General features: G+C 52.2%; 20 protein-coding genes. 13 read left to right on the forward strand and 7 right to left on the reverse strand.

The features are described from left to right. Positions 1 to 11 precede the first annotated feature (11 nt). Complete coding sequence (locus BN2591_RS10450) at positions 12 to 1490, forward strand: succinate CoA transferase (RefSeq protein WP_086871243.1); 1479 nt, start codon at positions 12 to 14, stop codon at positions 1488 to 1490. Here BN2591_RS10450 and srsR read toward each other — a convergent pair. Beyond that, a complete protein-coding gene (srsR, locus tag BN2591_RS10455) occupies positions 1461 to 2390 on the reverse strand; it encodes a LysR family transcriptional regulator SrsR (RefSeq protein WP_086871245.1) in 930 nt (309 codons plus the stop codon). The two genes, BN2591_RS10450 and srsR, sit on opposite strands and share 30 nt — an antisense overlap. A gap of 165 nt (positions 2391 to 2555) precedes the next feature. After that, the gene (locus BN2591_RS10460) at positions 2556 to 3233 is read right to left on the reverse strand and encodes a hypothetical protein (RefSeq protein WP_086872123.1); all 678 of its coding nucleotides are present in this window, start codon (positions 3231 to 3233) and stop codon (positions 2556 to 2558) included. A gap of 208 nt (positions 3234 to 3441) precedes the next feature. On the opposite strand from BN2591_RS10460, the gene BN2591_RS10465 reads away from it, so the two are divergent. From BN2591_RS10465 to BN2591_RS10480, 4 genes are all read left to right on the forward strand, one after another. Continuing rightward, entirely contained in the window at positions 3442 to 3867 is a 426-nt protein-coding gene (locus tag BN2591_RS10465) for a GNAT family N-acetyltransferase (protein ID WP_086871247.1), read from the forward strand. Positions 3868 to 4148: 281 nt separating this feature from the next. Then, complete coding sequence (locus BN2591_RS10470; protein ID WP_086871249.1) at positions 4149 to 4685, forward strand: FlhC family transcriptional regulator; 537 nt, start codon at positions 4149 to 4151, stop codon at positions 4683 to 4685. Between the two features lie 368 nt (positions 4686 to 5053). Next, positions 5054 to 5884 (forward strand): BglG family transcription antiterminator LicT, encoded by an 831-nt coding sequence (licT, locus tag BN2591_RS10475; protein WP_086871251.1) that lies wholly within the window; start codon positions 5054 to 5056, stop codon positions 5882 to 5884. Positions 5885 to 5912: 28 nt separating this feature from the next. After that, on the forward strand, positions 5913 to 7310 hold the full coding sequence (locus tag BN2591_RS10480) for a glycoside hydrolase family 1 protein (RefSeq protein ID WP_086871253.1): 1398 nt from the start codon (positions 5913 to 5915) through the stop codon (positions 7308 to 7310). Between the two features lie 52 nt (positions 7311 to 7362). Here the strand turns inward: BN2591_RS10480 and BN2591_RS10485 are convergent, their stop codons facing one another. Continuing rightward, on the reverse strand, positions 7363 to 8778 hold the full coding sequence (locus BN2591_RS10485) for a DUF1593 domain-containing protein (RefSeq protein WP_086871255.1): 1416 nt from the start codon (positions 8776 to 8778) through the stop codon (positions 7363 to 7365). A gap of 444 nt (positions 8779 to 9222) precedes the next feature. Here BN2591_RS10485 and BN2591_RS10490 point away from each other — a divergent pair, with 444 nt between their 5' ends. Next, positions 9223 to 11109: a beta-glucoside-specific PTS transporter subunit IIABC gene (locus BN2591_RS10490; RefSeq protein WP_086871257.1), complete on the forward strand. Its 1887-nt coding sequence runs from the start codon at positions 9223 to 9225 to the stop codon at positions 11107 to 11109. A gap of 236 nt (positions 11110 to 11345) precedes the next feature. After that, entirely contained in the window at positions 11346 to 12893 is a 1548-nt protein-coding gene (locus tag BN2591_RS10495; RefSeq protein WP_244172999.1) for a carbohydrate porin, read from the forward strand. Between the two features lie 109 nt (positions 12894 to 13002). Here the strand turns inward: BN2591_RS10495 and BN2591_RS10500 are convergent, their stop codons facing one another. Together BN2591_RS10500 and BN2591_RS10505 are read right to left on the reverse strand one after the other, a co-directional pair. Further along, on the reverse strand, positions 13003 to 13407 hold the full coding sequence (locus tag BN2591_RS10500; RefSeq protein WP_017455745.1) for an H-NS family histone-like protein: 405 nt from the start codon (positions 13405 to 13407) through the stop codon (positions 13003 to 13005). A gap of 922 nt (positions 13408 to 14329) precedes the next feature. Next, a complete protein-coding gene (locus tag BN2591_RS10505; protein ID WP_086871261.1) occupies positions 14330 to 15235 on the reverse strand; it encodes a LysR family transcriptional regulator in 906 nt (301 codons plus the stop codon). Between the two features lie 166 nt (positions 15236 to 15401). Here BN2591_RS10505 and BN2591_RS10510 point away from each other — a divergent pair, with 166 nt between their 5' ends. The 6 genes from BN2591_RS10510 (at position 15402) to BN2591_RS10535 (ending at position 20108) form a co-directional block, all read left to right on the forward strand. Beyond that, positions 15402 to 16151, forward strand: coding sequence for an SDR family NAD(P)-dependent oxidoreductase (locus BN2591_RS10510; RefSeq protein ID WP_086871263.1), 750 nt, complete (start codon positions 15402 to 15404; stop codon positions 16149 to 16151). A gap of 54 nt (positions 16152 to 16205) precedes the next feature. Then, on the forward strand, positions 16206 to 16571 hold the full coding sequence (locus BN2591_RS10515; RefSeq protein WP_086871265.1) for a nuclear transport factor 2 family protein: 366 nt from the start codon (positions 16206 to 16208) through the stop codon (positions 16569 to 16571). Between the two features lie 43 nt (positions 16572 to 16614). Further along, positions 16615 to 17031, forward strand: coding sequence for a putative quinol monooxygenase (locus BN2591_RS10520; protein ID WP_086871267.1), 417 nt, complete (start codon positions 16615 to 16617; stop codon positions 17029 to 17031). Between the two features lie 80 nt (positions 17032 to 17111). Continuing rightward, a complete protein-coding gene (locus BN2591_RS10525) occupies positions 17112 to 18077 on the forward strand; it encodes a fatty acid desaturase (protein ID WP_086871269.1) in 966 nt (321 codons plus the stop codon). Next, positions 18043 to 18861: a phosphate/phosphite/phosphonate ABC transporter substrate-binding protein gene (locus BN2591_RS10530; protein WP_086871271.1), complete on the forward strand. Its 819-nt coding sequence runs from the start codon at positions 18043 to 18045 to the stop codon at positions 18859 to 18861. Before BN2591_RS10525 ends, BN2591_RS10530 begins: the two co-directional genes overlap by 35 nt. Positions 18862 to 19016: 155 nt before the next feature. Continuing rightward, positions 19017 to 20108 carry an NADH:flavin oxidoreductase/NADH oxidase gene (locus BN2591_RS10535; protein WP_086871272.1) on the forward strand — a complete coding sequence of 364 codons (1092 nt, stop codon included), beginning with the start codon at positions 19017 to 19019 and terminating at the stop codon, positions 20106 to 20108. A 51-nt stretch (positions 20109 to 20159) separates the two neighbouring features. On the opposite strand, the gene BN2591_RS10540 is transcribed toward BN2591_RS10535, so the two are convergent. After that, a complete protein-coding gene (locus BN2591_RS10540; RefSeq protein ID WP_020456882.1) occupies positions 20160 to 20357 on the reverse strand; it encodes a hypothetical protein in 198 nt (65 codons plus the stop codon). A gap of 162 nt (positions 20358 to 20519) precedes the next feature. After that, entirely contained in the window at positions 20520 to 22184 is a 1665-nt protein-coding gene (locus tag BN2591_RS10545) for a methyl-accepting chemotaxis protein (RefSeq protein WP_086871274.1), read from the reverse strand. Positions 22185 to 22190 lie beyond the last annotated feature (6 nt).

Below are 22190 nucleotides of genomic sequence, written 5' to 3' on the forward strand. Positions count from 1 at the left end.
CGGAGACGACAATGAAACAATCCTGGCCCCGGCTGAGCGCCAACGAAGCGGCAGAAATCATCCAGCACGATGATATGGTGGCTTTCAGTGGCTTTACTGCGGCAGGTTCGCCCAAAGCACTTCCCGCCGCCATCGCTCGTCGGGCACGGGAGCTGCATCAAATGCAGCAGCCTTTTCAAATTCGTTTGCTGACCGGCGCGTCCATCAGCACGGCGGCTGATGATGCCTTATCGGAGGCGGATGCGGTCAGTTGGCGCGCGCCGTATCAGTCCGCATCCGGAATGCGACAAAAAATCAACCAGGGGCAGATTAAGTTTGTAGATCTGCATTTGAGTGAAGTTGCGCAGATGGTGAACTACGGCTTTTTTGGTGATATTGATATCGCGGTGATCGAAGCCTCTGCGTTGACATCCGATGGCAAAATCTGGCTTTCCAGCGGGATTGGCAATGCGCCGACTTGGTTGCGAAAAGCGAAAAAAATCATTATTGAGCTTAATCACTACCACAGCCCGCGGGTGGCTGAACTCGCCGATATAGCCACGCCTGGGGCGCCGCCGTATCGCCACAGTGTCGCTATTTTTAGCGCGTTGGACAGAATTGGCTTGCACTATGTGCAGGTGGAACCGCAAAAAATTGTGGCTGTGGTGGATACCGAATTACCGGATGCTGGCAATGTGCTGGATGGTGCAAAACCTGTCTGCCAGCAAATTGCCGACAATGTCGTGACATTCCTGCTCCAGGAAATGGCGCAGGGGCGTATTCCACGCGAGTTTCTGCCGTTACAAAGCGGCGTAGGCAATATTAATAATGCCGTGATGGCGCGGCTCGGTGAAAGACCGGATATCCCGGCTTTTATGATGTACTCCGAAGTGTTACAGGAGTCGGTGGCGCATTTACTTGAAACAGGAAAAATCCTCGGCGTTAGCGCATCCAGCCTGACCGTTTCCGACAAGACGCTGCGTAACATTTACGACAACATGGATTTTTTCGCCGAGCGTATCGTGTTGCGACCACAGGAGATTTCCAATAACCCTGAAATTATCCGCCGGCTTGGAGTAATAGCGCTGAATGTCGGGCTGGAATTTGATATTTACGGGCACGCCAATTCAACACACGTCGTGGGCGCTAACCTGATGAACGGTATTGGTGGCAGCGGAGACTTTGAGCGTAATGCTTATTTGTCGATATTTATGGCGCCCTCGATTGCCAAAGAGGGGAAAATTTCTACCATTGTGCCGATGTGCAGCCATGTTGATCACAGCGAGCATAGCGTCAAAGTGATCATTACGGAGCAGGGCATCGCCGATCTGCGCGGGTTGTCGCCCATTGAACGTGCCCGCACCATTATCGATAACTGCGCACACCCACACTACCGGGATTACCTTCATCGCTATCTGGAAACCGCTCCCGGCGGGCATCTTCATCACGATCTTAGCCGCGTATTCGAATTGCACACTAATTTACTGAACACAGGATCGATGCTCGGCTAAACCACACGGATCGTCGCGATCGTCATTAATACACTGACAGATTTCGGTGGTATATCGATGGTTTTTCAACGAATAGAGATATTCCTGCATATACATCGGGCCGTTTGGCGCATCGAAATATCGCAGTGTGTTGGGGTTAACCAGATGCCATGCGAAATAGGGGATCACGGTAAGAAACTGCCCGCGTTCCACCGCGCTGATCTTCGCCATAAAACTGTAGGCCCGGTAGATAACGGTTGGATGGATCCCGCAAGGGCGCATGTGAGAATCGAGCATGGCTTCAAAATTTGCGCGGTTCTGAAAGCGCATCTGCAACCACGGGAGTTCACGCAACAACTCCTGCGGCTGTTTTTGCTCGTAGCGGCGGGAAACCAAAAACCCCAGACGCAGCGGAGGCAACTCGGTGGCGGTGAGGTTCTCCAGACCCAGAACACGCGGGGAAACCTGCTGGGGCGAAATAATAAAATCAAGCTGGTGGCCAAGCAGGTCGTCAATCACGCCGTTGTCGCTGAATTCGATAGCCTGGGTGCTGATATTGTCATATTTATCCCCCAGGCTTAGCAGCTGATCGAAAATAATGGTGGGATAGGTATTGTCGACGCCAATCACGATTTTGCGCGAACGCAGGGCGGAAGAGTGAAGTTCATTTTCAATTGCTGATAAGCGTTCATAAACCGGGAAAAGTTTCTGATAAAGTTCCTGCCCGGCTTTATTCAAACGGATACTGTTATCTTTGCGGGTAAAGAGCGGATAACCAATCTGCTCTTCCAGCGAGACAATGCTTTTGCCAAACGGCGACGCCGTCATGTGTATTTTTTCTGCCGCTCTGGCAATGCTTTTCGTCTGCGCCAGTAAAATGAAGTTGCGCATTCTTTTGGAAATAAAAATAGAGTTGCTCATCTGAAAATCCCTCTCTGACTCCAAACCAGTGCGTATGGCCATCCGTGCCATCATTAGCATACTATTTATTGCTGCCAGCAATGGTATAACACTGCTGTTTGGCACGAACCAGAGGCATCAATACAGAGTGGAAGAAAAGCCGCAGTTATTTGCGGCTTTTTCAGATTATTTCTTCAACAGTCGTGGCAGTTGGTTTTCCAGTTCAAGCAGGCACGCATCCATCATTTTCTGCGTTTCCTGCGTCACTTTTTGGTAATTATTCGCCCGCCAGTCGGCCAGCGGCGCGGTTTTCACCGTTGGCGCACATTCCGCTTTCACAAAAGTGCTCAGCACATTGCCATCTTCTGCGCGTTTATAGAACAACACGCGGTAGGCCAGATCATAATTACTGTTGCCCGCAGACATATCGGTGTAGACCAGCGACCACTGCGCTGCGGCGATATACAGCGGCTGTTTGTAGACATAATTACCACCCTGCTTATCGAGCCATTCGCGAATTTTCACTTCAGCTTTTGGGCTTAAATAGCGCGATGTCGGTTCCGGCATGGAATCTATTGTGGTGCCTTTATAGCTATTTTTATCAAAAGCATCGCCACTGCCCGCACCGCCACCAAGCGCGGCACTGAGCAGCGAAAGCCCCATGCCGGCGCCCGCATGGGCGGGGCTTACTTCACGCAGTTTCACATCAGGATAGCGATTGTTATTCATTTCAAGCGGGCTAAAAATGGTGGCAACCTCCAGTGTTGTACCGTTGGAGGCTTTTACCGGGTGCGTGCTGGTTCCCGCACATCCGGCCAGCAGGGTGACAGAGAGTACGCTGAGCGCTAATGCTTTAATTTTCACTTTTTTTCCTTCTTTTTTCTGTTTACAACGGTTAATCCCAGGGACCGGTTCTATCAATGAACACGCCGGGAGCCTGACTTTGAGCAAAAAGTGGTTAACAAAGATAACGGTATGATTTAAATAAGCTTTAGCGGGAGTTTTGCACTGAATTTTCATCTTTATTGGTGCAAATCAAGGAATCTATGCGTGCTTTCGTGCGGGGGAAGTCATGGCAAATTATGTGGTTAGCGTTTCAGATCAGGCGGTCGCGGCTAATTTTTTCCAGGTGGAACAAGGACTGAATGCTTTTAATGATGAAATCACCGGTATCAACGATCGTAAACCTTTGAGCGTATTGGTTAAAGATGCAAAAACCGGTGAAGTCATTGGCGGGATGATTGGCCGTACTTCTCTGGGGTTGCTGTTTATTGATCTGGTTTATCTTCCGGAAGTGCTTCGTGGGCAACGTTTAGGCGAAACACTACTGCGGCAGTTTGAAGCGGAAGGGCGAAAGCGCGGCTGTATCTCCGGTTTCCTTTACACCATCAGTTTCCAGGCGCCAGAGTTTTATAAAAAGAATGGGTGGGAAGAGTTTGGCCGGATAGATTGCCTCCCTGAGGGAACCAGCCGGATTTTTTTGCGTAAACAACTTTAAGAGGCTCAGGGGAATCGCCTTGCAGTTACCACGGGCATTCGCTGAATGCCTGTACAATAACCCTCTACTTTATGCTGGTTTGTGCAAACTCTACCCATTTGCTCCGCTTTAAGTCTCTTTATTAAGAAAACATTAGTTTGCGTTTTATTTAAGTATTGTTTTTGGGATACGGGTAACAAATTTTTATTAAGTAACATTGAAATCTTTGTGGCAAAGTTTCATGTAAAATGTATTATTGATTATGGGTGCTACAGTAAATTCTTATATTCTTTTGTGAAGCAATGAATAAATCTTATATTTCTGAACTGCAAAAGATGTCTCTGGTATTATTTTTAGCGAACAGGGGCGTCTGCAATATATTCGCTGATAATGAAGGAGATAAGCACACTTACAGCCGCTCTCCTTTCACGAAAGCATGGTTTTTGGATCATACTCACCGCATACACGTCCGTCATTTTGGCAGGATATGGCGGCTACTAAAAAAGCGCGATATGGAGGCGACAAGCCGCACAGCCCTTGAAGCTTACTCGTTTTATGTCAGTGACTGCCTGCTGGAATTACAGTCTGCTCCGGTGTTAACGCTGGTTCAGGGCTGGGTGTTAATCGAGGCTTATGAGAAGTGCCTGGCCTGTAGTGATGGATGCGAACCTGCATGCTGTTTTGGCGAGCAATCGGCGCCTTCTTTGCTGGAAAAATATATATATCAGTTGTGTTGCGAACCTGGTTTGCAATTAGAGTCCGGTCTATTAAAACAAGCCTGTTTAGCGAGTCGTAATAATTTTTATTTATTAGATAAAACGCAACAGCTTAGCGATTAATTTTTGATGGCATTTATACAGGCCAAGGATTCGAATTCAATATTATTTTATTCTGCGGATTGTCAATGTTCCCGGTAAAATATTTCCGCCGATAGCAAAAAATATATGTATAAGCCTGCAACGGATTGCACGGTTATCAGGATACTGATCACACATCCATGATTATCATCACAGTTCCTGTTTTGAAGGCTTGAGCCGCCTTGTCCGATTCGTTATAAGGGTTCCCAGGGCGTAATCAGAAGAAAACTGAGCGAAACCTGATTCCATTGCTGCTAAGTGTGGCGGTAATGGAGTCAGGTTTTTTTTTGCTTTTTTTCCGGGCGCTTGCTCCCGGAAAAGACATCAGGATTAACAGTGAGAAAGCTGAAATGAAAGTAGAAAAAATACTCAGCAATAACGCTGTCCTGCTCACCAATGCAAAGCATGAAGAGATCGTAGCCATTGGGCGGGGCATTGGTTTTGGCAAACGACAGGGCGATAAGGTCGACAGTAGCCAGATTGAAAGCCAGTTCGTCAAAAAGTCGGAAGGGCTGGCGGACGTCCTTTCGCAACTTCTGGCGGAAATTCCGCCCCCTTACCTGGCTGTCACGCAGCAGATCATTACGCTGGCTCAGCAGCGGCTGGCGATCACGGTGCAGGACACACTGTTCCTGGCGTTAAGCGATCATTTAAATTTTGCTATCCAGCGGCAAGCCAACGGGCTGGTCATTAAGAACTTTTTACTGTGGGACATTAAACGGTTTTATGCCCAGGAATATGCGGTGGGGCTTGAGGCATTGCAGCTTATCAACACTAAACTCGGCATTAGCCTGCCGGAGGATGAAGCCGGCTTTATCGCACTGCATCTGGCGAACGCCAAAAATAACAGCGACATGCAAAGCACCATGCAGAGCGCCACCATCATTAAAGATGTGCTGACAATCCTGAAGTACGATCTGCACCTGACCTATGACGAAGAATCGCTAAATTATCAGCGGCTTATCACACACCTCAAATTTTTTGCACTGCGTTTGCTGCACCGCAATACCGTCGCGCACGGCGACGACAGTATCTATCAGGGGATCACCAGCATGATGCCGGCCGCCTACGCCTGTGCGATGAAAGTTAATGATTATGTTGAAAAAAATTACCAGTGCCAGCTCACCACCGATGAAGTGATGTTCCTGACAATTCATATCAATCGCCTGAGCGGTGGTTAACGACGGCAAGACAAAGGAGAAAGTAACGATGCAAATGAGATTTCCCGAAGGTTTTCTCTGGGGCGGTTCAGTTGCCGCAAACCAGGTCGAAGGCGCATGGAACGAGGGAGGAAAAGGGGTTTCCACTTCCGATCTGCAACCGCAGGGAATACACGGTAATGTCGTTGAACGTGACGCGAACAGCACCGGTATTAAAGATATGGCCATCGATTTTTACCACCGCTACCCGGAAGATATTCAGCTCTTTGCCGAGATGGGATTTAAAGTGCTGCGTACCTCGATTGCCTGGACGCGCATCTACCCGAATGGTGATGAAAGCGAACCAAATGAAGAGGGGCTGGCTTTTTACGATCGGCTGTTTGATGAAATGGCGCGCTATGGCATCCAGCCGTTGATCACACTGTCACACTACGAAATGCCTTACGGGTTGGTGAAAAACTATGACGGCTGGAGCAGCCGGAAGGTGATCGATCTGTTCGAGCGCTACGCGCGCACGGTCTTAACCCGCTATCGCCATAAGGTGAAATATTGGCTGACGTTTAACGAAATCAACATGGCATTGCATGCGCCGTTTACCGGCGTCGGGCTTGCGGGTGAGCGAAGCAAGCAGGAGATCTATCAGGCCATTCATCATCAGTTGGTGGCGAGCGCCCGCGCGGTAAAAGCCTGCCATGAAATCATCCCGGATGCCAAAATCGGCAGCATGTTGCTGGGTGGCATTCGTTACCCGATGACCTGTAAACCAGAAGATGTGCTGCAATCGCAGCGTGTCAATCGCGACTGGCTGTTTTTTGGCGATGTTCAGGCGCGTGGTGCGTATCCGGCGTGGATTGGCCGCTTTTTCCGCGAAAACAATATTACGCTCACTATCACCGGGCAGGATGAGCGGGATCTGCAAGAGACGGTCGATTTCATCTCGTTCAGCTATTACATGAGCGGTTGCGCCGCCGCACAGCCGGAGCTCTATCAAAGCTCGCGCACCAATATTATGCGCATGATCCCCAACCCGTACCTTGAAAGCTCCGAATGGGGCTGGCAGATAGATCCGCAAGGGCTGCGTTTTTTGCTTAATGAATTGCACGATCGTTACCAGAAACCGCTGTTTATTGTGGAGAACGGTCTGGGGGCGAAAGATGTTCCCGCCGCGGACGGCACAATTGAAGATGATTACCGCATCCAGTATTTGCAGGCACATTTGGTGCAGGTCAGAGAGGCGATTGAAGATGGCGTGGAACTGCTGGGGTATACCAGTTGGGGGCCGATTGATCTGGTCAGCGCCGGAACCGCGCAAATGTCGAAACGCTATGGCTTTATCTATGTGGACCGCGATGATGCCGGGAATGGCACGCTGGCGCGTCGGCGTAAGAAAAGCTTCTTCTGGTATCGCGATGTGATCAGCAGTAATGGGGCAATCTTAGCGCCGTAATGTGAGCGCAAGAGATGCCGGATGTGGCTTACACCCATCCGGCATTTAGCGCTTATGGCGTCACGGTGACAATCGCGCGGCGGTAGGCGAAAAGTGGCGGCGTGCCATCATCCTGCACCTGCAAAATGATGTGGAACGGCGTCGCCGTTTTAACCTGTGGTGCGGTAAAACGGGCATTGATTGAATCACCGTTCTCCAGCGTCAGTTCTGGTGCGAAATGGATGCCCATGCTGGTCGCGGTGGGTTCTTTATACTGCCACCAGCGGTAACTCAGGCGGTTGTTATCCGGGTCATGCGAGCCTTTCGCCGACAGCGTCACCACCTCGCCGGGCTTCACCTGCAATGTCACTATCTCCGTTCCGGGTTTACCGTTGAGCACCAACTGCGGGTTGTGGTTCGCCTTTTTCACCTCCGGGGTAATGCTCCACGCCATCCGCGCGGCAAAATCATTCTGAAACGCTTCGCGCCAGCGCCAGATAGTGGCGCTGGCAGTGCGGCGGCTTTTGCCGTCAACGCCGGTCACGGTATCCGAGGTGCTGGTGCGCAAACCGCTGCGACTATCAGGATTGACCGCTGCATAACGCCCACCCCAGCCGCCATACTCCGGGTGTTCCGGCGCATTCAGCCCATTATTCAATAAGTAGAGAAACGAGGGCGTATCGCCTTCCATGGTGTACTCGATTGCCGGGTAAAGCGCACCCAGCGGGCCCCGGTTGCGTATATTTTTCGCCAGCCAGTCGTTGTTCACCTGGCGCATATCGCCGCCTTCGGCATAACGCGACGACATGCCTGTCCAGGTGGCAATAAAGTAATCATTCCATGCATGAATACTGGTGATATAACGCAGATCCGGGAACTGCGCGCGGATCCACTCGCCGGTATTATCCTGATCGGAAATGGCATACACACGGATCTTTTTCACGAACGCCGCCACCTCTTGCGGTGAACGCGTCGCCCGCACGTCGTATAGCGCTTGCGCCAGATCGACCGCGCCGCCCCAGACATCAATCCACAACGGGCGCGCATCGTGTTTATCCACGGCGTTGATTATCAGTTGTGACGCCGGCGTGGATTTTCCCGCGCCGACATAATCCATGCCGTAACCGGCGCGACCAGCACGCACGACGTCGCGCAGCGCATCAGCGCTGGGGTAACCGTTGGCATGTTTGCGTAAATTCGGCAGCACCTGTTCATAGGCATCAATACGTTTGAGCATCATCTGCGGGTTCACTTTGTCACGCAGCCAGGTGGAGGTGGTGGCGACCAGCCCTTCGACATCAAACTCATTGCTGTACACCAAAAAACGCACCAGCGATTGCGAATCATCGGGCTCGTTGCCGATATCAGACAAAATCAGGATGCGGGTTTTTCCGGTCACGGGTTGTTCGGTAGCGGCTTGTAGGGTAGTGCTGGCCGCGCCAAGGGAGAGCGCCAGTAAGGTGCTTAATAGCGTTTTTGGAAGTGACATTATGTTTTTCCCTCTCTTAAAAAACAAAAAAACCTGCTTTCCGTTGCCTGGTGGAGCAACGGAAAGCAGGTTTCGCCAAAGGTGATGTAACGTCCTGTGGGCATGGTTATAAAGAGCGTCGTTCAGGTAGACAATGCATAATTTTGATAAATGTGACCGGAGTTCTGTATTTGCCTGGCTGTTCAATTCCGTGGCAACGCTATTTGCGTGATGATTTTCACAAATTGATCATTTGCGGTGGTAATTGCCTGCGCGGCTTGTTAGAAAGAGGGCGTTAGTTAAGGACGTCACCAGAGAAATTCTGGGCGAGACCTGGATAAAGCAGTGTGTTTACACACTATTTTATCCAGGTTTTTTTTTGCTTTTTTCCAGCTGGCCAGCGGATGCAGGCAACACCAGGGTGTCCTGATTATTACTGTCGTTTGTGAAACGGGAAGTCTCATTATGAATAACAAAGTACTGGCAGAAAATATTCTGCAGCTGGTAGGTGGGGAGAGCAACGTTGCGACGCTGGTACATTGCGCGACGCGTTTACGCTTTAAAATTATCGATAGCAGTAAAGTGCGGCTGGCAGAGCTCGAAGCGCTGGACGGCGTCATTACCGTGGTGAATGGCTCCGGCCAGTTACAGGTGGTGATTGGCAACCGCGTGCCGGACGTGTTCCGCGCGTTTGGCGCCATCTCCGGATTACTGGAGGATGATAAAAAGAAACAACCTGCGGAACCGGCGCAAAATACAGCCTCGCTGTTAGGTCGTTTGATCGATTTGGTGGCCGGAATTTTCACGCCATTATTAGGTGCGATGGCCGCAGCCGGTGTACTAAAAGGCGCGCTGGCGATTGTGCTGGCGGCCGGATGGCTGAGCAATAAAGAGAGCACCTATATTATTTTGCATGCCGCCTCCGACAGCCTGTTCTATTTTCTGCCGATGCTGTTAGCCATCACGTCGGCGCGCAAATTTGAAACCAATATTTTTGTTGCCGTGTCGATTGCCGGCGCACTTATTTACCCGACTATTCAAGGGCTATTTGATGGCGGCCAGCCGGTGAGCTTTTTTGGCCTGCCAGTGGTGATGATGAAATATACCGGTTCGGTGATCCCGATTATTTTCAGCGTCTGGCTGATGTCGATCATTGAGCGCTTTCTCAATCGGCATATTCATGAAAGCGTGCGCAATATTCTGACGCCGTTTTTCCTGCTGACGCTGATGGTGCCGCTTACGTTAATGACCATCGGGCCGATTGGCATTTCTATCAGTGAGTTTGTCGCGTCTTTATTTGTTTCGATTTACGGCTTCAACCCGATTATCGCCAGTGCGCTGATGGCTGCCGCCTGGCAGGTGTTGGTGATTTTCGGCGTGCACTGGGGCTTTGTTACCGTCTTTATCAACGACATTTCGGTAATGGGACACAGCTTTCTTAAAGCTGCCTCCAGCCCCTCGGTTTTCGCCCAGTCCGGTGCGTTGCTGGCGGTAATGCTGCGCGCGAAAGACAAAAAGCTGAAAGCGCTGGCGGGCAGTACTTTTATCGCCTCGTTGTTCGGCATTACCGAACCGGGCGTCTACGGCGTCACCCTGAAGCTGAAAAAACCGTTTATCTGCGCGGTGATCGCGGCGGCCTTTGGCGGTGCGGTGGTGGGATATGCCAAAAGCTCGGCGATTTCAATGGGGATGCCTGGGTTGCTGACGCTGCCTATCTTCTACGGCGACGGTTTTATCGGTTTTCTTATCGGCTGTGCCGTGGCGTTTATTGGCAGCCTGGTGCTGACGCTGATCGTGGGTTTTGACGAACCTTCCGTGCAAGCGATGCCTGTCGTGTCTGCGGATGGAAAAAAGCATGCCGCGCATCAACCGGTGATGCCGAAAACCGTTGCGCTGGCACCTGAGCAGATTACCGCGCCGGTTTCTGGCGCGGTAATTCCGCTGACAGAAGTGGATGATAAGGTCTTTTCGGCCGGTATTGTCGGGCCGGGCTTTGCCATTATTCCGGATGAGGGACGGATTTATTCTCCGGTCGACGGCCATATCGCCAGCACCTTCGCCAGCGGTCATGCCATTGGCATTCGCTCCACGGCGGGTGCGGAAATCCTGATCCACGTCGGGATTAATACCGTGCAACTCGAGGGGCAATATTTCCATATGCAGGTGAATGAAGGCGATGAAGTCAAACAAGGCCAGCTTCTGCTGACCTTCGATCTCGATGAAATTAAACAGGCGGGTTATGACACGGTGACGCCGGTGGTCATTACCAACAGCGAAGCCTGGCGCGAATTCCACATTAGCGATAAACCCCAGTCCCGTTTTGGCGAGCCGGTAATGGCGCTATTGGTGTAACTCTCGCGGCGAACGGGAGGTTATTTGCGGCGGGGGCGGTTGTCGCCGCAAGCTGTGAAAACGTGTTTATGCGTTAAGTGATCTACCCCCACAGGACGTTACTGATTTTATTCAGGCGAGACCTGCAACTGACGGCGTGTTTTCCGTCGGTTGCGGGTCTTTTTGTTTTTTGGGGGCAATACCGAGGGGAACTCATGAAGGTAAACAACATAATTTCTAAAAAGACATGTATTGCCGTGGCGTTATTATCCTGTTACGGCGCGGGCAGCGGGGCAACGGCGCAGCAGCTAACGCTTGAACAGCGCATGGCGGCGCTGGAAGCGCAGTTGCGCGTTACGCAGCAGAAACTGCAAGCCTATGAAGAAAAAGATCGCGCGCAGCAACGCAACCTTGCCTCGTCAGCCGCGCCTGCGGCGCAATCTACTGCGACGGTGCAGGCTTCGGCAGCGCAAGCGAAAGCGGATCCGGAGCTATCGCCTGGGACACTGAAAAAAATAAGCCAATATGTGCAGGACGATACCGGCTTTAAATATTCCGGTTATTTCCGCTCAGGTTGGGCAACCACCACCAATGGCGGACCGAAATCCTGGGCAGTGGGCTCGCTGGGGCGTTTTGGTAACGAATATGACGGTTGGTACAACTTGTCATTAAAAAAACGGGCATGGCGCGATGGCGACAAATCTATCTGGGCGAACGTGCAATTTGAGGGCGATCTCGGGTTAACCCAGAGTAATGAGTCCTTTGAAAAAGGGATGTCGGGCGGCGGTATGGGCAAACTGAGTAAGCTCTATGTTGAAGGCAACGGGCTACTTCCTTTTGCGCCGGAGGCTTCGGTCTGGGTGGGGAAACATACGCTGCCACAGTATGAAATTCAGCTTCTGGACTGGAAAAGCAATCGCACACTTTCCGGTGCAGGCGTAGGGATAGAAAACTGGAAGCTGCCGGTTGGCGCACTCAGTATGGCAATAACGCGTAACGATATTGATAACTACAGCACAGTCTGTGCGGCGGGTTCTTCCAATTGTAGCGATACCACGCAGGTTAACGTCAATATCGCTGAAGTTCGCTACAAGAATCTTCCTGTCACGGAAAATACGACGCTGGAGCTTGGCGCGAAATATGCGTTTGCTAACCAGACGGATGAGCAGAAAAAAGCGCAGGCGGATAATGATTATTATCAGGTGAAATCCTCCTGGCTTGGGCAGGCGATTTTGCGTAAGCCCATTCTGAAAGGCTCAAATGAATTGACGCTGCAAGTGGCAAATAACTCCCTTGCCAGCCAGTTTATGAATATTTCCAGCGCCAATCCTGATTTTGATTACAATAGTTCTTACTACGGTATTCACAGCGGCGGTATTGGCTGGCGGTTAGTGGATCAGGGGGAGATCTATCTGGGTGAGAAGATTATCATGGCGCACGCGCTGGTGTATGGTCGCGGCCACGATCTTTACTCGACATATACCGGGGCGCATACGGACTTTACCACCGCGCGTGCGGTTATTCGTCCGTCATGGATCTGGAATCAAAACATGCAGACGGCGCTGGAGTTGGGGTATTTCACGCACAAAAATCGTGTCAATAATTCCACATCGGATGAATCTGGTTATAAGGTGACGCTGGCGCAGGTGTATAAAGTGGATACCAGCATTCTTAATTCCCGACCGGAACTTCGCCTCTATAGTACTTACCTGAAAGCGTTAGAGCATGAGATCGATAGCCAGAGCTTTAACGACGGTAAGGATTATCAAATAAGTTTTGGTGTGCAGGCTGAAGTGGTCTTTTGAACAACAAAAACAGAATCCCCGCCGGGGCGGCGGGGAACAATAACGCATGCAGATGTTGCGTTAGAAAGCGATAAAAATGCAGGGTGGGATAAAGACAAACCCTTTATTTTTAGATGGCAAAATCTTCCAGTTTTTTACCATCTTCCAGTGCTTTGGCAATCACTTTCGGCGTGCGGCCCTGGCCGGTCCAGCTTTTTTCCGTGCCGTCTTCATCAATATACTTATATTTGGCAGGGCGTGGTGCACGAACAGATTTTGATTTCGTCGTTTGTCCTTTCAGCGAGGATAAAAGTTCGGTTGGATCGATACCTTCATCCAGCAGTTTTTGACGAAACGCAGCCAGCTTGGCTTCTTTCTCTTCTTGTTCTTTACGTAGAGAAGATTCTTCTTCACGACGTTCTTCAACAACAACTGACAGTTTTTCAAGCATCTCTTCAAGAGCTTCAAGGGTAAGCTCACGGGCCTGAACTCGCAGGGTGCGAATGTTATTAAGTGATTTAAGTGCTTCTGACATAGCGTCACTCCGTGTGCGGAAAAATGAATAATCTATCGGAATTAATTTTTAGTGATAACGACATAAAAATCAATACGGAATTATAGGTTTTAGCAAATATATATGTGATTGTGCAACCCTATGACTTTGGAAGTATCTTGCTCAGGGTAATTTAGTACCAATGCGGCATTAAAAAAAGCCACAGAATTTAAGGGTTATTTTTATCGGAATCGTTAGTTAATGCCGCTTGTTCATCACGAAATAACCTATATCTTTGCATTGACTTTCGCTTGTCAGGTGTAGATTTTTCTTAACAAGGAGTCATTACAGGTATAGCGCTTGTTTGAAACGGTAAACGTTATCGCGGAACTGGCGCGTTTTTTCTTTTGGATTTGCGTTAGCGCAAGCGGCAATTTCAGCGCGGCTAAATGCTTCATTAAACATGAACCCATATGGTTAGCTCAGGTCTTTCCACAATATGTCGCTAAGAAATTTTGTCCGCGCCAGACGCTATTGAGAATATTCTCGATTGGTAGCAGGCTCGGCACGCTCCAGTTGATATCGGAAATCATAAAAACCCACCTTATTGACCGTCAGTTGAGGTTCCTTTTTCATACTCATCTTTTAATTACATACAGTAATAATTGCGTGGCTGGATATCGCGCGTTGTGGCGCATGCCGCGTGTCGCATAAATGATGAAGTGTCGGTTTTATCCTGTTCGCGGGTATTAAGGATATTAAACCGAAACTGCCTGGCCTTATCCCTATCCTATTTTTTAAGACGTTCAGCCTGCGAGAAAACGCGCGGCACGATAAATTCACCGTTCAATATCACCATAGCATTGCTGCCAACCGCAGCCGCGGATACGCGTTATCGCTGAGTTGGCGCTTTTGCGTGCGAATAAGCAGATTCAGGACAACGTTGTTGCGGATTATTTCGCGGTTATTTTCCCACCCGCTGGGGAAATATCTCCAGCAGCCAGTCAATAAACACCCGCAGACGATGCGTAACGTGGCGGTTTTGCGGATACACCACATGAAAAGGGTACGGCTCTGGCCGCCATGGCCGCAGGATCTCCACCAGCGTACCCGCTTTTAGCGCGGCACCGAGTGAATAACTGAAGGTCTGGATAATCCCCAGCCCCGCCATCCCGGCGGCGAGATGTGCGTTGCTCTCATTAATACCAATCCGGTGCGCCACTTTGATTTCGGTTTTCTCGCCATCGCGCTCAAAACGCAACGGAAACGCTCTGCCGGTTTGCGGCGAAAGGTAGCTGACCAGCCGGTGGCCGTTTTTTAGCTCTTCCGGGTAGGCCGGTGTACCAAATGTTTTCAGATATTCCGGCGTTGCGCAGGTAATGAGCGTGGCAGAGCCAATACGGCGGGCAATCAGCGATGAGCTATCCAGTGGCCCGCCGCGGATCACGCAATCCACATTATCGCTAATCAGATCCACCGTGCGGTCGGCAACGCCTAAGTCGAGGCGAATATCCGGATAGCGCGCCAGAAAATCCGGCAGGGCAGGGATCAATACATCTTTCGCCGTAGAACCGCCAATATCGACGCGAAGCTGCCCGCCTGGCGTGCCGCGCGCGGCATTGAACGAACCATCGATATCGTCGAGATCGCGAAGTATACGGGTGGTTTTTTCATAATAGTCACGCCCTTCCGGCGTCACCATTACGCGGCGTGTAGTGCGCTGCAATAACCGCACACCAAGATGTGCTTCCAGCTCCTGCACCAGTTTGCTCAATGTCGCGTTGGGCATCTCCAGCGAATCCGCCGCCCGGGTAAAGTTTCCCGCTTCGACCACGCGGGCGAAAGCGCGTATTGCCAGTAATTGATCCATGCGAGTTCCTCCGTTGGTGTGCTGTTGATTATACACAGAGGTGAATAGTCATTTTCATTTTTCGGTATTTTTCAATAAAAACGTCAAAGGTAGAGTAGCGCCATACCTGAGACGGCAAGCTGGTCTGTTGCAGGAACATCCCTTAACTGAACCGAGGAGTACAACAATGAGCACACAACTGAATGGCAAAATCGCACTGGTAACTGGCGGGACAAGCGGCATTGGTCTGGCAACCGCACAAGAGCTGGCAGAGCAGGGGGCGCGTGTCTTTATTACCGGTCGTCGCCAGGCGGAACTGGACGCAGCGGTTGAACGCATTGGTTCCAGCGCCACCGGAATTCGCGCCGATGCGTCGGTAATGGCGGATCTCGATGCTGTCTTTGCCCAGATTGCGAAAAGCGCCGGGCGGCTCGACATCCTGTTTGCTAACGCCGGTGGCGGCGACATGATGCCGCTGGGGGCGATTACGGAAGAGCATTTCGACCGCATTTTTGCGACCAACGTGCGTGGAGTGCTGTTTACCGTGCAAAAAGCGCTCCCGCTGCTGGTGAACAACGCTTCAATCATTCTTACCGGCTCCACCACATCGGTGAAAGGCACCGCCAGTTTCAGCGTTTACAGCGCCAGTAAAGCGGCGGTTCGTAACTTTGCCCGTTCATGGGCGCTGGATCTGCAAGGGCGCGGTATCCGCGTTAACGTGGTTAGCCCGGGCCCAATCCGCACGCCAGGTTTAGGTGAACTGGTGCCGGATGAGCATCGCCAGGGCTTGTTTGACGCGCTCGCAGCCCAGGTTCCGTTGGGGCGTTTGGGTGAACCGCAAGAGATTGGCAAAGTCGTGGCGTTTCTCGCTTCGGATGCTGCCAGCTTTATCAATGGCGCTGAGCTGTTCGTCGATGGTGGCATGGCGCAAATCTAATTCACCACACCGGGCCGGCCGTCTCTGCGCCAGCCCGCACCGCAGGAGCAGAACATGCACACTTCCGCGCTTTTGGTCGCTCAGCATCTGATCGACAAGCATTTTGCTATCTGGAATGGCGCACGCCCTGAACAATCGATCGCCACATTTTCGGCGGTCTATGCCGACGATTTTTTCGTTGCCGATTACGCCGATGTGGCAACCGGGCTTCAGAATGTCGCGGCACTGATTTCTCGCGTGCAGCGTGAGCATCCCGGTTTTTCGTTCACACCCGATCCGGTGACGTGGAACCACGGTTTAGGACGTGTTACCTGGGGATATGGCCCGCACGAGAAGCCGAACCTGATACGCGGCGAGGATATTTTCACCGTGCGCGATGGCAGACTTGCCAGCCTTTGGGTATTTATCAACACGCCGTAATGGTCGGCAAGCCGTATCATTCATTTCCCACTGAGGAACCATTATGAACACACCTGCCAGGCTGCGTTTTTCCAGCGCCGACCATAACAAACTGCCTGCTACCGGTATTGTTGTTAGCGCTTACTATCGCGTTCACCCTGATGACAGGCAAACCTTTATCGATGCCGTGGTGCCCGAGATGGCGGCGGCGCGCGCACTGCCGGGCTGTATCTACTATGCCTTCGCGCAGGATTTAGCCGATGCCAACGCCTTTCACCTGGTGGAAGGCTGGCAAGATGAAGCCGCCTACCAGCGCCACGAAAACGCGACAACCTTTCTCCAGGCGCTGGCGACGGTTGTGAACAATGTGCGCATTCTTCACCGCCAGGGGGTTCGCTATGATGTTGCCCTGCAGCATGTTGATGATCCGCGCGGCAAAGTGGCCTGCGTGGCTGGCGCGTTAAGCGATTTTCAGCAATAGCTAAGCCATTTAAATACTTTGTTATTTCCGGCGTTCTCTCACATCGTGGCGACATGAGAATGTGGGGGAGTCACGAGTGAATGGCGAAAAGCAGCGCGGTCTATTTAGATGAACAGCAACGGGCCGCCGTCCGGCGGTTATCCCGCAGCTGGCTGTGGCGCAGCGAGCTGCCTACCTGGCTGGTGATTGTCACCGTGTATAGCGGTTGGTTCGGTACGCTCGCGTACTGGAAAACGCTCGGCCTGTTGCCGACAACCGCGCTTCTGATCCTCTTCACCACCTGGTATTTATCGGTACAGCATGAGCTGATCCACGGGCATCCCACGCGCTGGGCCTGGTTCAACCAACTGCTGGGATTGATACCGCTGGCGGTATGGTATCCGTACGGAATTTATCGCGATTCGCACCTGGCGCACCACCGTACGCACTTACTGACGCTGCCGGAAGATGACCCGGAATCCTACTATTTTTCTACTCAACACTGGCATCGCCTGACGTGCTGGCAGCGGAAACTGATCCAGTTGCGTAATACCTTTGCCGGCCGTTTACTGCTGGCGCCGGCGCTGGATATTGCGCAGTTGCTGGCAGGAATGGTGGCGGCATTTCGTGTGCGGCAAGGTAAAGCCATGCTGATGTGGCTGGTACACGGCGTGCTGTTGGCCGTGACTTTTGCCTGGCTTATCTGGTGTGATTTTCCCGCTATCTGGTATGTGCTGGTGGTGAGCTATCCGGCGTTGGCTATCACGAAAGTGCGATCTTTTCTTGAACACCGCGCCGCAGACGATCCGTTAGCGCGCTCGGTGATCAATGAAGCCGCGTGGCCGTGGCGTTTGCTGTTTCTCAACCTCAACTACCATTCTGTGCATCACGATCTTCCCGCCGTACCGTGGTACGGCTTGCGAACGCTTTACCTGCGCGACAAAGCCGCGTACCAGCAACGCAATAGCGGGTTTCTGGTGCGCGGCTATAGTGAATGGGTACGGCAGTTTTTCTTTACCCCGGTAGATGTCAATGCACACCCCGCCAGCAAAGTACGCAGTGAATAATATTGCCCTGCCGATGTATAACATCGCGCAGCCAGAAACCGCCGCGCTGGGCGAGGCGTTGTGCGAACTGCTGGCGGCGCGCGGGCTCCCGGCGCAGCAGATGTGGCCGCAAAGCGAGCTGCTTGCCCACTGGCAGGGTGATGATGTGCTACTCAGCCAGACCTGCGGCTACCCGCTGATGACGCAATTACCGGATGTGCAACTGGTTGGCTGTTTTCACTACCTTGCGCCAGGCTGTGAAGGTTTTTGTTATCGCAGCCTGCTGGTGACGCGCGATGAGGAACGCGGTACGTCGCTTGCCGATTTTCGCGGTCGCCGCGCAGTGTGTAATTCCGCCGATTCGCAATCAGGTTATAACGTGCTGCGTTATCTGGTTTCGCGGCTTCCGGGCGAAGGGCGATTTTTCGCCGAGGCTCCTCAATTCAGTGGCAGCCACCGGCAATCGCTGCTGGCACTGCACAACCGTACGGCGGATATCGCCGCCATTGACTGTGTAACCTACGCCTTATTGCAACGCCACCAACCTTCGTTGTTGCGTGGGCTGCGTGTGGTAGCGCAAAGCCCGTTAGCGCCGGGGTTGCCGCTGATCACGGCACAACAGAGCAGCGCCGCCACGATCGCATCGCTAAGAGAGGCGTTGCAGCAACTGGTCAGCGACGCGCGTTTTCGCGAAACCTGTGCCGCAGCATTGATTGGCGGCTTTAGCGTGGTCACGCGACAGGACTATTCTTTGTTGTTGAGATGGCGGGATGAGGCCGCAGCACGCGGCGTCACGCAGCTATAATTCGTTAGTCATTTCATTATGTTATCAAAGGTAAATGCCGTGAAAAGGGCACGTGCCGCCAAAGACAAGCCCGGAAAATTGGCTGAAAGTCATGCAAACCATTCACACTGTTGCCGTCCGGGAGTGCCGTTTGCGAAACCGGAAAAGGATGAGATATGAGTCAGTTATTCACCGAAGTTAATATTGGCGATGTGGCGCTGGATAACCGCATCGTTATCGCCCCGATGTGCCAGTACTCCGCCGAAGAAGGCAAAGCGACCGCCTGGCATCGCATTCATTTAGGTAATCTGGCGCTCTCCGGCGCGGGGCTGCTGATTATCGAAGCCACCGCCGTTGAGCCGCAGGGACGTATTTCGCCGCAGGATCTCGGCCTGTGGGATGACGAAACCGAGCAGGCGCTGCGCGTGGTGCTGGACGATATTCGCCAGTACTCGCCGGTGAAAATCGGCATCCAGCTTGGTCATGCCGGGCGTAAAGCGTCGGTCAGCGCGCCCTGGCTGGGCGGAAAACAGCTTTCGCCGCAGGAGGGCGGCTGGCAAACGATCTCGGCTTCCGCGCTGGCGCACGATCCGGCTGAACGTCCGCCGCTTGAAATGACGAAACAAGATCTGGCGCGGGTTAAACAGGCGTTTGTCGACAGCGCCCTGCGCGCGGTGGCGCTAGGTATTGAGGTGATTGAAATCCACGCGGCGCACGGTTATTTGCTGCATCAGTTCCTTTCGCCGCTCTCTAACCAGCGCAGCGATGAGTATGGCGGTAGCCTTGAAAATCGCCTGCGTTTCACGGCGGAAGTGTTTAGCGCCGTGCGTGAAGCGGTACCGGCTTCCGTTGCCGTGGGCATTCGCATTTCGGCGACTGACTGGGTAGAAGGCGGATGGGATCTGGAACAATCGGCGGTACTGACGAAAAAAATTGAAGCGCTGGGCGGCGCGTATGTTCACGTCTCCAGCGGTGGGCTTTCACCGCGACAAAGCATTAAGGTGACGGCGGGTTATCAGGTGCCGTTTGCCAAAGCGCTGCGTCAGCAGACGCGTATGCCGGTTATCGCCGTGGGGTTGATTACCGAGCCACAACATGCCGAAGATATTTTGCAGCAAGGGGAGGCCGATCTTATCGCGCTGGCACGAGGCGCGCTCTACGATCCACGCTGGCCGTGGCATGCCGCTGCCGCCCTGCACGGTGCGGTACATATCGCGCCGCAGTATCGCCGTGCCGAACCGCACGGTGTGAAAGGAACGGTTAAATAACGCATGAATCGGTGAGCTTGTTATTCCGCCAGGCTCACCGCTATTAGCCCGCTAAACGCCTTTTCGCACCAACTCTGCCGCCTTGAGGAAGACGTCATCTTCTACGCCATCGCCCCTGTTTCTGCCTTGTCGTTCAATTTCCTGCACGATGCTGTCGCGGTTAATGGCTTTGCGTTCTGAAACAAGGCCGATCACGGCCGCGCCAATGGCTAATCCAATGAGTCCCGTGTGCTCATCATTGAACTTCATGCGTTATCCCTCCCCGATTGGTCTAAGAGAAATTTAGCACACAGATATATTTCCGCCATTTATCAAAATCACCGCATTATAAACGCGTTATATATATGTAATGTAAATAAAAAAACGCCCGAGGCGTGCAGCCCCGGGCGCGGTGAAAGGAGATAAATTGGCTTAGAAAGATTGCCAGTTATCGCGGCTCTCACCGGTGGATGAGGAAGCCAGCGCCAGCTGCGGCGATTGGCGTAACGGGCTTCTGCCCGGCTGTGCGTTACGGCGGTTCTCTTTCACGCCAGAATCAAACATGGCGATGGTTTTGTTCAGGCGCTCGGCCTCTTTTTCCAGCGAGACGGCGTTAGCTTTCGCTTCCTGTACCAGCACGGCGTTTTGCTGTGTGACGCCGTCCATTTCGGTCATCGCCTGACCAATCTGGTCGATACCCCGGCTTTGTTCATCGGAGGCGACGGAAATCTCCGTCATCAATTTATTCACATGTTCAATGGAGTTGATAATCACCGACATGGCACCACCGGCTTCCTGAACCTGTTCAGCCCCGGTTTTGACGCGGGAGACGGATTCATGGATCAGCGTTTCGATCTCTTTTGCCGCCTGCGCGCTGCGGCTTGCCAGCGCACGTACTTCACTGGCGACCACAGCAAACCCACGGCCTTGCTCTCCGGCGCGGGCCGCTTCAACCGCCGCGTTCAGTGCCAGCAGGTTGGTCTGGAACGAAATGCTGTTGATGACGTTGGTGATGTCAGCAATTTTCTGCGAGCTTTCGGAAATCCCGTGCATGGTTTTCACCACGGTTGCGGTGATTTCGCCGCCTTTTTGCGCAGTCTGTTGAGCGTTTTCCGTCAGTTTACGGGCTTCGCGCACGTTCTCCGCGTTATTACGCACGGTAGAGGTGAGCTCTTCCATGCTGGCGGCGGTCTGTTGCAGCGCGGCGGCTTGCTGATCGGTACGCCCGGAAAGCTCCTCGTTGCCTTCTCTGATCTCATTCGTGCTGCGGTAAATGCTGCTCGAACTCTCCTGGATCGTTTCCACTGTGGTTCTCAGGTTTTCCTGCATGGTGCGGATGAAAGGAATCAACTGGCCCGCACAGTTACGACCAAATTCTTGCAATTCGTGATTCAGTTTACCGGCGGCCATGGTTTCCATATGTATCTGGATCGCACGAATCGGTTTGACCAGGAAATTCACCAGGTAGCGGTCGGTGAGAAACAGTGTGAAGATACCGGCAATTAAGGCGGCAGCGAGCACATATTTATTAAAGATCACCTGTGCCTGTGTTTGATCCAGTAAATCGTTGGACTGAATCGCTTGCGTATATTTTTCCGCTGTTGCGCCAAACTGCACGCTCAGCGGGGGATAAGTTTTGCGAAATAAGTCGCGAAAGGTATCCGTTTGCTTATTTTTGGCCGCGTTCAGCATTGGCACTATGCCGTTGTTAAGCAGGACGTCCCAGTCGCGGATCATGGCGGCAACGGTTTCGCTATCAACACCGGGATGCTGGCTGGCGCGAAACTTCGCCAGCATATCCTGGGTAATGGCCAGCGCTTTTTCAGCGGAGGCGAATGTTTTAGTCGCATTTTCGTCATCGCCGGTTTGCTGGTAATCCATGGCGCGCAGCATGCGGGTTACGGTGCGGAAATATTGATCGTTTCCTTTCACCAACAGGGCGTAGGCATTTTTTTGCCCGGCGTTTTGCGCCAGCAATTGATCAATGGTCGAAAAATTGTGAAATGTCAGAACGGTTGCCAGTCCCCAAATAATGCTGAAAAGCGATAAAATGATGATCAGCATTTTACGGATAGTTATGTCGCGAAGTATTTTCATGATGTT

It is taken from the genome of Kosakonia pseudosacchari (assembly GCF_900184035.1).
Lineage (GTDB): Bacteria > Pseudomonadota > Gammaproteobacteria > Enterobacterales > Enterobacteriaceae > Kosakonia > Kosakonia pseudosacchari.

Excerpts from the sequence above, each read along its gene's own strand:
- BN2591_RS10450 (WP_086871243.1), top strand. The coding sequence starts at position 12 with ATGAAACAATCCTGGCCCCGGCTGAGCGCCAACGAAGCGGCAGAAATC.
- srsR (WP_086871245.1), bottom strand. The coding sequence starts at position 2,390 with ATGAGCAACTCTATTTTTATTTCCAAAAGAATGCGCAACTTCATTTTA.
- BN2591_RS10465 (WP_086871247.1), top strand. The coding sequence starts at position 3,442 with ATGGCAAATTATGTGGTTAGCGTTTCAGATCAGGCGGTCGCGGCTAAT.
- BN2591_RS10470 (WP_086871249.1), top strand. The coding sequence starts at position 4,149 with ATGAATAAATCTTATATTTCTGAACTGCAAAAGATGTCTCTGGTATTA.
- licT (WP_086871251.1), top strand. The coding sequence starts at position 5,054 with ATGAAAGTAGAAAAAATACTCAGCAATAACGCTGTCCTGCTCACCAAT.
- BN2591_RS10480 (WP_086871253.1), top strand. The coding sequence starts at position 5,913 with ATGCAAATGAGATTTCCCGAAGGTTTTCTCTGGGGCGGTTCAGTTGCC.
- BN2591_RS10485 (WP_086871255.1), bottom strand. The coding sequence starts at position 8,778 with ATGTCACTTCCAAAAACGCTATTAAGCACCTTACTGGCGCTCTCCCTT.
- BN2591_RS10490 (WP_086871257.1), top strand. The coding sequence starts at position 9,223 with ATGAATAACAAAGTACTGGCAGAAAATATTCTGCAGCTGGTAGGTGGG.
- BN2591_RS10500 (WP_017455745.1), bottom strand. The coding sequence starts at position 13,407 with ATGTCAGAAGCACTTAAATCACTTAATAACATTCGCACCCTGCGAGTT.
- BN2591_RS10505 (WP_086871261.1), bottom strand. The coding sequence starts at position 15,235 with ATGGATCAATTACTGGCAATACGCGCTTTCGCCCGCGTGGTCGAAGCG.
- BN2591_RS10510 (WP_086871263.1), top strand. The coding sequence starts at position 15,402 with ATGAGCACACAACTGAATGGCAAAATCGCACTGGTAACTGGCGGGACA.
- BN2591_RS10515 (WP_086871265.1), top strand. The coding sequence starts at position 16,206 with ATGCACACTTCCGCGCTTTTGGTCGCTCAGCATCTGATCGACAAGCAT.
- BN2591_RS10520 (WP_086871267.1), top strand. The coding sequence starts at position 16,615 with ATGAACACACCTGCCAGGCTGCGTTTTTCCAGCGCCGACCATAACAAA.
- BN2591_RS10525 (WP_086871269.1), top strand. The coding sequence starts at position 17,112 with ATGGCGAAAAGCAGCGCGGTCTATTTAGATGAACAGCAACGGGCCGCC.
- BN2591_RS10530 (WP_086871271.1), top strand. The coding sequence starts at position 18,043 with ATGCACACCCCGCCAGCAAAGTACGCAGTGAATAATATTGCCCTGCCG.
- BN2591_RS10535 (WP_086871272.1), top strand. The coding sequence starts at position 19,017 with ATGAGTCAGTTATTCACCGAAGTTAATATTGGCGATGTGGCGCTGGAT.
- BN2591_RS10540 (WP_020456882.1), bottom strand. The coding sequence starts at position 20,357 with ATGAAGTTCAATGATGAGCACACGGGACTCATTGGATTAGCCATTGGC.
- BN2591_RS10545 (WP_086871274.1), bottom strand. The coding sequence starts at position 22,184 with ATGAAAATACTTCGCGACATAACTATCCGTAAAATGCTGATCATCATT.